This window comes from Halolamina sp. (assembly GCF_036626355.1).
In the GTDB taxonomy this organism is placed as follows: Archaea; Halobacteriota; Halobacteria; order Halobacteriales; family Haloferacaceae; genus Halolamina.
In genome coordinates this window covers 1-7,467 of the sequence record NZ_JAZKRY010000115.1, presented here as the reverse complement: position 1 = coordinate 7,467, position 7,467 = coordinate 1, and the positions used below count along the sequence as shown (strand labels likewise).

Here is a 7,467-nt window from a genome sequence, read left to right as displayed (position 1 = left end):
CGCGGCCGACCATCGCCGCGACGATCAGTTGTCCGCCGCGGCCGACCATCGCCGCGACGATCAGTCGCCCCGCACCTGGCAGCCACCGGAATACTCCACGCCGGCAACGGAGTCGATGCCGCCCTCGCCACAGACCGGGCAGTCGGGGTTCCGCTGATAGGGAACGGCTTCGAAGCTCATCTCGCGCGCGTCGTAGAACAGCAGGCGCTCCTCGAGCGGGTCACCCAGCCCGAGCAGCAGTTTGACGGCCTCTGTGGCCTGGATGCAGCCGACAGTCCCGGGGAGCACGCCGAGGACGCCCGTCGTCGCACAGTCCGGTACGGTGCCGGGCTCGGGCGCTTCGGGGAACAGACAGCGGTAGCAGGGCCCCTTCGGTGTGAGCGTGGTGACCTGCCCCTCGAACTTGTAGATGGCACCGTGGGCCAGCGGCACGCCCTCGATCTGGGTGGCGTCGTTCAGCATATATCGGGTCGGGAAGTTGTCCGAGCAGTCGACGACCACGTCGTACTCAGCTACCAGCTCCTGGGCCTCACCGGGCTCGACACGCCGGTGGATGGGCTCGACGTCGATGTCAGGGTTGAGCGCGGCGACGAACTCCGCCGCGCTCTCGACTTTCGGTGTCCCGACGTCGGCGTCGCGGTGGATGACCTGGCGCTGGAGGTTCGAACGCTCGACGACGTCGTCGTCGACGATGCAGAGTTCTCCCACGCCCGCGGCCGCGAGATACTGGATGACCGGGGCGCCGAGCCCGCCCGCGCCGACGACGAGGACGCTGGCCTCGAGCAGCTTCTTCTGGCCCTCCGGTCCCACCTCCTCGAGGATGATATGCCGGGAGTAGCGGTCTAACTGCGTCGCATCGAGTGAGAGGTCGGTCATACTGGCCGTTCGGGTCCGGCCGGGCATAAGGTCACGGCCAGCGGCCGACGGCGTCACACGACCGATCGCGCTGCGGTGAGCGCGGTCTGTCACGTCCAGAGCATCCTTGTGTCTGCCCGGTCTGTACCCGATATGGTCACGACCAATCGCTACCACCTGGCTGAGCGACCCGAGGGCATGCCGGACGAGGACACCTTCGACCTGCGGGAGGTCGAACTCGACGGCCCCGGCCCCGGCGAGGCGCTGCTCGAACTCCGCTATCTCTCCGTCGATCCGTACATGCGCGGGCGGATGCGCGCCGGCGAGTCCTACGCCGACCCCTGGGAGGTCGGCCAGCCCCTGCGCGGCGGCGCCGTCGCAACGGTCGTCGAGGAGCACGGCACTGAGTTCGACGAGGGCGACCTCGTCGTCGGGAACATGACGTGGGCCGACTACCACATCGCTGATGGGAGCGACCTCCAACGCGTCACCGTCGGCGAGCTCCCGGAATCGACGGCGCTGGGCGTGCTCGGGATGCCCGGCCGGACAGCCTACTTCGGGACGCGTGAGGTGCTCGAACCTCGCGCCGGCGACACGGTGGTCGTCAGCGCCGCTGCAGGGGCGGTCGGCTCCGTCGTCGGCCAGCTCGCCAAACTCCAGGGCGCCACCGTCGTCGGCTTCGCTGGCAGCGACGAGAAATGCGCGGTCGTCGAGGACGAGTTCGGCTTCGACGCCTGCATCAACTACGCCGACACCGAGGACTACGGCGACGCGCTGGACGAGGTGGCGCCGGCGGGCGTCGACGGCTACTTCGACAACGTCGGCGGCCCCATCACGGACGCGGTGTTCACGAAGCTGAACGTCGACGCCCACGTCGCAATCTGTGGGCAGATCGCGCTCTACAACGAGGAGGAGACACCGACAGGCCCCCGAAAACTCGGGAAACTCATCCAGACCCGTGCCCGCGTCCAGGGGCTCCTCGTCGGCGACTACGCGCCGCGGTGGGCCCAGGCGACCGCGGACCTGCGTGAGTGGGTCGCCGACGGCGAGATCGCCTACCGGGAGACGGTGACCGAGGGGCTGGAGAACGCTCCCGACGCGTTCGTCGGGTTGTTCGAGGGCGAGAACATCGGGAAGCAGGTCGTGAAAATCGGGGAGTAGCCGGCGATCCGCGGTCGGACCGGGCTACCGCACGCTGAGCCGTTCGACGATGGCCTCGCGGATCGACATGGCCGACCCAGCACTCATCGGTCTTGTTCGACCGGCCCGAGATACGACCACTCCAGATGCTCCCCGCCGGCGAACGCCTTCGACTCGTCGTCGACGACGACTGTAACCTGGGGGCCGGAGAAATCGATCTCGATAAGCTCTCTCTCCGAACTCTCCGCCACGGCTTTGCGGATCTGTTCACGGAGAGATTCTTGGTAATCGTCGTCCTCGCTACTGTCGACCATGTTCTCTCCCTTCGGAGAGAAGTCTTCTATCTTTTGCTGATCGGGAAAGGCCGTTTCACACGATATTCCGGACTACTGATTCACCACCTCTCTCCTCATCGTCGTCGCGGCGGTTGGAATGCCGACACCTGCAACACTCGTGTTCCTGTTCAATAGGTGGATCGCACGGAGGTTGCGACAGGTCCTGAGCCGTCGCCAGAACGTGTCCCGTGCTGGCTGGCGAACGAGAGCGACGCTCTCGGTAACGTGATTGGTGTTACTTCCCGCCGCGGTCGCCCGCCGCAACGCTCGGGCGGACCTTCTCCGCACCTTTCCCGCGGTTGTTGAGGCCACGGTTGGCTTTGCCGGCGTTCGTGAGGCCGCGGAACGCGCGACCGGTGTGGTCGTCGTTGCAGATCCAGTTCAGGTCGTCGTCGTTCTGGATGGCTGCGTGTTCGGGGTCCACGAGAATCGCTTCGAACCATTTCTGGGAGCCGTCCTCACCGACCCAGTAGGAGTTCAGCACGCGGAGGTTCGGGTACTTGCGCGAGGCGCGTTCCTCGCCGATGCGCTGGATCGAGGTCCGGCGGCCGAGGCGGTTGACGCCCTGGCGCTTCGAGCGGCGACCGGCCTTGTGTCGGCGCTTCCGGGCCCCGCCCTTCCGGATGGCGACGCGGACGACGACGATGCCCTGCTTGGCCTTGTAGCCGAGTTCGCGGGCCTTGTCGAGGCGAGTCGGGCGCTCGATGCGCTCGATGGCGCCCTGGGTGCGCCACTCCTGTTTTCGTTGCCACTGCAGTTCGGCGAGCTTACCGTCGCCGGGGTCCTTCCACGCGTCCTTGATGTGGGAGTAGAAGCTTCGTGCCATTGTTGTTGCGGGCGCTTGCGATTCAGTCGGTGTCGGCGGCTCCGCCGCCTTCCGGGGGCGCGTCGCGCCCTGCCGACCACATTTCGTCCCGAGCTATCGGGTGCCCACTGGCGTCCCGTCGACCAGCGAGTTACACGTTGATACTTCGGATTCGCTGGTAAGGGTTTCGAAGCGATTCGATAGGTGGATCCGTCTGTGGCTCTGGTGATTGGAGATTCGAGACTGCGAACGGTAACTAGACTGCGAACAGGACCGCGGAGTGGGCTTGCACAATGAGACCGCAGGGTGCCGGGCACGACCCGGCACAGCGCCGAGTCCCCACACCACCCCGCGCGCTGCCAACTGCACCGCATTCGCGGCGGCGGTGGCGCGAAGCGGGAGCGCCCTCGTGGTGCGACTCCGCGCGAGGGGCTCGCGAAGGGTTAGCCTGAGCGAGCCGGCTGGGGAGGACCTGTGGCCGGGGGGCCGAAGGCGGTGCGGTCCCAGAGTCCCTGGGAACTCCGCGGTGTTGGTGGGTGGGTGGTTACGGAAACACAAGGAGAAAGCCTCGTCCTTCAGGGCGGGGAGGATGTCAAAGTCGCTGGAAAACCGTCCCAGTCACCCAGCTTTCACTACCCGACGAACCTCGCAAAAACCGAAAAGACAGCTAAGCTACTCTAAACGAACGTGAACCACTCCTCGTGGTCGTCCGTCCGCCGGTTAACCAGGTCGAAGAACGCGCTCTGGAGCTCCTCCGTAATCGGCCCCCGCGTCCCACTCCCGATCTCCACGTTATCCACCTGGCGAATCGGCGTGACCTCGGCGGCCGAGCCGGTGAAGAACAGTTCGTCGGCGGTGTTGAGCTCCCCACGCGAGATGCTCACGGTGTCGTGGACCGTGTACCCACGCTCCTCGGCGAGCGTGATGACCGTGTCCCGCGTGATACCGTCGAGAATGGACTCGCTCAGCCCCGGCGTGAAGAGCTCGCCGTCGCGGACGAGAAAGAGGTTCTCGCCGGGCCCCTCGGCGACGTTCCCCTCCTTGTTCAGCACGATCGCTTCCGCGAACCCGTTCCGGCGTGCCTCTTCGCCGGCGAGCATGCTGTTGACGTAGAGCCCCGTCGTCTTGGCGTTGGTCGGAATCTGGCTGGAGGCGTGCTTGCGCCACGAGGAGATCTTCACCTTGATACCGTTCTGCAGGGCCTCTTCGCCGAGATACGCGCCCCACGGCCAGGCGGCGACAGTCACATCGGTCGGGCAGTCACCCGGCGAGACGCCCAAGGAATCGTAGCCGTAGTGCGCCAGCGGCCGGATGTACGCGGACTCGAGGTCGTTCCGCCGCAGGACCTCCATCGTCGCCTCCGTCAGCTCCTCGCGGGTGTGCCCAATCTCCATGTCGTAGGGCTTCGCGGAGCTGTAGAACCGATCCAGATGCTCCTCCCAGCGGAACACCGCGGTCCCCTCCTCGGTGTCGTAGGCGCGCACGCCCTCAAATATCCCGGTGCCGTAATGCATCGCGTGGCTGAGCACGTGGATGGTCGCGTCCTCCCAGTCGACGTACTCGCCGTTCATCCAGATGGTGCCGTCCGCCGCCATCTCCTCGAAGGCGCTCATACACGGTCTTTCTGTCCGGCGGGGTCTTAAATTCGCCAGAAAAACGTCAGCCCAGTCGGGTCAGCAGGTCACGACCCTCGACGTAGGTCAGACCGTTGCGCTCGGCGTACGCCCGGGCAGCGGCGGGCGAGACGGCGCCGCCGGTCTCGTCGTCGAGCATCTCACAGACCACCACAGCGGGCGGCTGTCCGGCGGCGGCTGCGAGGGCCAGTCCGAGCTCCGTGTGGCCCTGTCGGTCTGCCAGCAGGTCGGGTGCGCCCCGGAGCAGGTTCACGTGGCCCGGCGAGCGGAACGTTTCGGCGAACGCATCGGCGTCGAACTCGCCGGCGACGGCCGCCGCGGCGGCCCGTCCCAGTTCGCTCGTGGTCAGCGCGCGGTCGTCGTCGGTGATGCCGGTGAACGTCTCGCGATGGTTCACCGGCAGCGAGAACGACGAGCGGGCGTCGTAATCCAGATGATCGCTCTCGGCGGCCGGGTGTGAAAGCGCCTCGGCGAGGAAGGGAAGGTTCCAGGCCTCCGCGACGGCGTCGGAGACGGCGACACAGACCAGCCCGCCAGCGTCGTTACGCAGTCGCGTCATCGCATCGGCGTCGGCATCCACGGCGGGGTAGACGATATCCACTTCGCCCTCCCGGTCGGCTGCGTCGTGGATGAGCACCGGCTCGCCGCGCTGGAACGCCGCGACCGCCGCCTCGACGGCGTCGACGGCGTCGGTACGACCGGAGCTCATCTCTCCTCGATGCGCACGGTGAGCTCGTCACCGTCCGCGAGCCCCAGTTCGTCGCGCAGCATCTCGGGAGCGATGACCTCGATCTGGTCCTCGTCGTGGTGGGTGCGGTCGGGCACGATGACGTGTGTCGGTTCGAACGTCCGGCCGTTCCCCTCGACAGTCGCGACGTAACAGGAAGCCGAGCCGTACGTCCGCCCCTCGTCTTCCCAGGCGTCGATGGGAACCGCCTCGATGGCGGCGAGCTCGCCGCGGATCCGGACGCTGCGCTCGTTCAGGTCGATGTTCAACGTCCCAGGATAGGGCTCGTAGCCCAGTCGTTGCTTGAACTGGCGTTTGTATCCTGGGAGCGAGATGTAGTGGCGCCCCTCGCCCATCCCGCCGGTGACGGCTCCGGTCAGGGTGAGTTCGGCGCTCTCGTCGAACAGTCGCCGGTAGTCGGCGTACTCCGCCCGAAGACGGGCCTCGCCGGGGTCGGTCATCACGACCCACTGGCCGTCGTTCACGACCTCGCGCTCGATGAGGTCCGCCTCCTCCAGGCGCTGGAGGCGGCGGGAGGCGGTCTGACTCGACGCGCCGAGCGTCTCGGCGAGCCCCGCACAGGAGATCTTCACGTCCCCGGCGAGGCCCCCCTCGAGGCCGATCGCCTTCAGCGCGGCGAGGCCGTCGGCGCCAACCGCTGGCGTCGTCTCTTGCATACGTCACGCTTACGAGCCGACTCCCTTAACGATACTGAATACGTGATGCGTCCCAGAAACGGGATGATACTTGCCGGTACAACTGTCACTCGGCGGCAAGCCGTGTGTTCCCGGTCGAGCTGTTGGTGGCTTCCCAAGTCGCGCCGTCGCTTGGACCGGCCTGCTGGGAGTGACGCCCGCTTTGGCTGGCGCCGAGGACCCGCTCGCCCTGGTTGTTGGACTCCAGTGAGGAGACGCGCTCGTGGGCGACCACGGTTCGACCACTTCGGAAGCCCCTTTATCCACCGGCCGGAACCGCGAACCATGTTCATCGAGTTCCGGTCTGCGGTCGAGGACGCCGTTGGGGCCGCCCTCGACGCCCGCGACCTGCCGACCGACGACCTCGGCATCGAGGAGCCACCGGAGGGCGTCGACGCCGTCCTCGCCTCCAGCGTCGCGTTCCGGCTCGCCGGCGAACTGGAGTCGCCGCCGCCCGCCGTCGCCGCCGAACTCGCCGCCGAGGTCGACGTCTCGGCCGACGACTACCTCGGCGCGGTCTCAACGCAGGGACCCTACCTCAACTTCACGCCGAGTGACGACTACTACGCCGATACGCTCGAGGCCGCCACGGACGAGGCGTTCGGCCAGCGCCCGCCCAAGGGTGAGTCGGCGGTCGTCGAGCACACCTCCGCGAACCCGACGGGCCCCGTCCACGTCGGCCGCGCGCGCAACCCCATCATCGGCGACGCGATCGCCAACGCGATGGCGTACGCCGGCTACGATGTCGAGCGCCACTACTACGTCAACGACGCCGGCCGCCAGATGGCAGTGTTCACCTGGGCCTACGAGCGCTTCGACGAGGCCGACCTCCCCGACCCCGATCGCGAGAAGCCCGACTACGACCTGGTGCGCTACTACCGCAAGGGGAACGCGTATCTGGAGGAGGCGGACGAGGCTGCCGTCGCCGCCGCCGAGGAGGAGATCGAGACGATCATGCGCGGCCTGGAGAACGGCGACGACGAGACCTACGAGCGCGTCAGTGAGGTCGTCGACACGGTTCTGGCCGGGATGAGCGAGAGCCTCGCACGGCTCCCCGCGGAGTTCGACGAGTTCGTCAAGGAGACACGGTTCATCCGCAACGGCGACGCCGACGACGTGGTTCGCCGGTTACAGGATCGTGACGAGGCGACGCTGGAAGAGGGGGCCTGGCAGCTCGACCTGGAGGGGTACAGAATCGAGAAGCCGTTCGTCTTCCTCCGGTCGGACGGCACCTCGCTGTACACGACCCGCGACCTGGCCCACCACGAGTGGAAGT

9 protein-coding genes are annotated in these 7,467 nt (G+C 67.1%); 2 read left to right on the top strand and 7 right to left on the bottom strand.

Annotated elements, in window-relative coordinates; translation table 11 throughout:
• Positions 1–60: 60 nt before the first annotated feature.
• Complete coding sequence (gene moeB / locus V5A38_RS13895; RefSeq protein WP_332326363.1) at positions 61–876, bottom strand: molybdopterin-synthase adenylyltransferase MoeB; 816 nt, start codon at positions 874–876, stop codon at positions 61–63.
• Positions 877–1,008: 132 nt separating this feature from the next.
• Here moeB and V5A38_RS13890 point away from each other — a divergent pair, with 132 nt between their 5' ends.
• Entirely contained in the window at positions 1,009–2,016 is a 1,008-nt protein-coding gene (locus V5A38_RS13890; RefSeq protein ID WP_332326362.1) for an NADP-dependent oxidoreductase, read from the top strand.
• A gap of 83 nt (positions 2,017–2,099) precedes the next feature.
• On the opposite strand, the gene V5A38_RS13885 is transcribed toward V5A38_RS13890, so the two are convergent.
• From V5A38_RS13885 to V5A38_RS13860, 6 genes are all read right to left on the bottom strand, one after another.
• The gene (locus V5A38_RS13885) at positions 2,100–2,309 is read right to left on the bottom strand and encodes a hypothetical protein (RefSeq protein WP_332326361.1); all 210 of its coding nucleotides are present in this window, start codon (positions 2,307–2,309) and stop codon (positions 2,100–2,102) included.
• Between the two features lie 256 nt (positions 2,310–2,565).
• Positions 2,566–3,156: a 50S ribosomal protein L15e gene (locus V5A38_RS13880; protein ID WP_332326360.1), complete on the bottom strand. Its 591-nt coding sequence runs from the start codon at positions 3,154–3,156 to the stop codon at positions 2,566–2,568.
• Positions 3,157–3,812: 656 nt separating this feature from the next.
• On the bottom strand, positions 3,813–4,748 hold the full coding sequence (locus tag V5A38_RS13875; protein ID WP_332326359.1) for a branched-chain amino acid transaminase: 936 nt from the start codon (positions 4,746–4,748) through the stop codon (positions 3,813–3,815).
• A gap of 46 nt (positions 4,749–4,794) precedes the next feature.
• Positions 4,795–5,478 carry a 3,4-dihydroxy-2-butanone-4-phosphate synthase gene (gene ribB, locus V5A38_RS13870; protein WP_332326358.1) on the bottom strand — a complete coding sequence of 228 codons (684 nt, stop codon included), beginning with the start codon at positions 5,476–5,478 and terminating at the stop codon, positions 4,795–4,797.
• Positions 5,475–6,173, bottom strand: coding sequence for a DUF120 domain-containing protein (locus V5A38_RS13865; protein WP_332326357.1), 699 nt, complete (start codon positions 6,171–6,173; stop codon positions 5,475–5,477). The genes ribB and V5A38_RS13865 overlap by 4 nt, the downstream gene beginning before the upstream one ends.
• An 85-nt stretch (positions 6,174–6,258) precedes the next feature.
• Positions 6,259–6,426 (bottom strand): hypothetical protein, encoded by a 168-nt coding sequence (locus tag V5A38_RS13860; protein WP_332326356.1) that lies wholly within the window; start codon positions 6,424–6,426, stop codon positions 6,259–6,261.
• Positions 6,427–6,476: 50 nt separating this feature from the next.
• On the opposite strand from V5A38_RS13860, the gene argS reads away from it, so the two are divergent.
• On the top strand, positions 6,477–7,467 hold a 991-nt coding region (gene argS / locus V5A38_RS13855; protein WP_332326355.1), incomplete at its 3' end, for an arginine--tRNA ligase.

Excerpts from the sequence above, each read along its gene's own strand:
- V5A38_RS13865 (WP_332326357.1), bottom strand. The coding sequence starts at position 6,173 with ATGCAAGAGACGACGCCAGCGGTTGGCGCCGACGGCCTCGCCGCGCTG.
- moeB (WP_332326363.1), bottom strand. The coding sequence starts at position 876 with ATGACCGACCTCTCACTCGATGCGACGCAGTTAGACCGCTACTCCCGG.
- V5A38_RS13880 (WP_332326360.1), bottom strand. The coding sequence starts at position 3,156 with ATGGCACGAAGCTTCTACTCCCACATCAAGGACGCGTGGAAGGACCCC.
- ribB (WP_332326358.1), bottom strand. The coding sequence starts at position 5,478 with ATGAGCTCCGGTCGTACCGACGCCGTCGACGCCGTCGAGGCGGCGGTC.
- V5A38_RS13875 (WP_332326359.1), bottom strand. The coding sequence starts at position 4,748 with ATGAGCGCCTTCGAGGAGATGGCGGCGGACGGCACCATCTGGATGAAC.
- V5A38_RS13890 (WP_332326362.1), top strand. The coding sequence starts at position 1,009 with ATGGTCACGACCAATCGCTACCACCTGGCTGAGCGACCCGAGGGCATG.
- V5A38_RS13885 (WP_332326361.1), bottom strand. The coding sequence starts at position 2,309 with ATGGTCGACAGTAGCGAGGACGACGATTACCAAGAATCTCTCCGTGAA.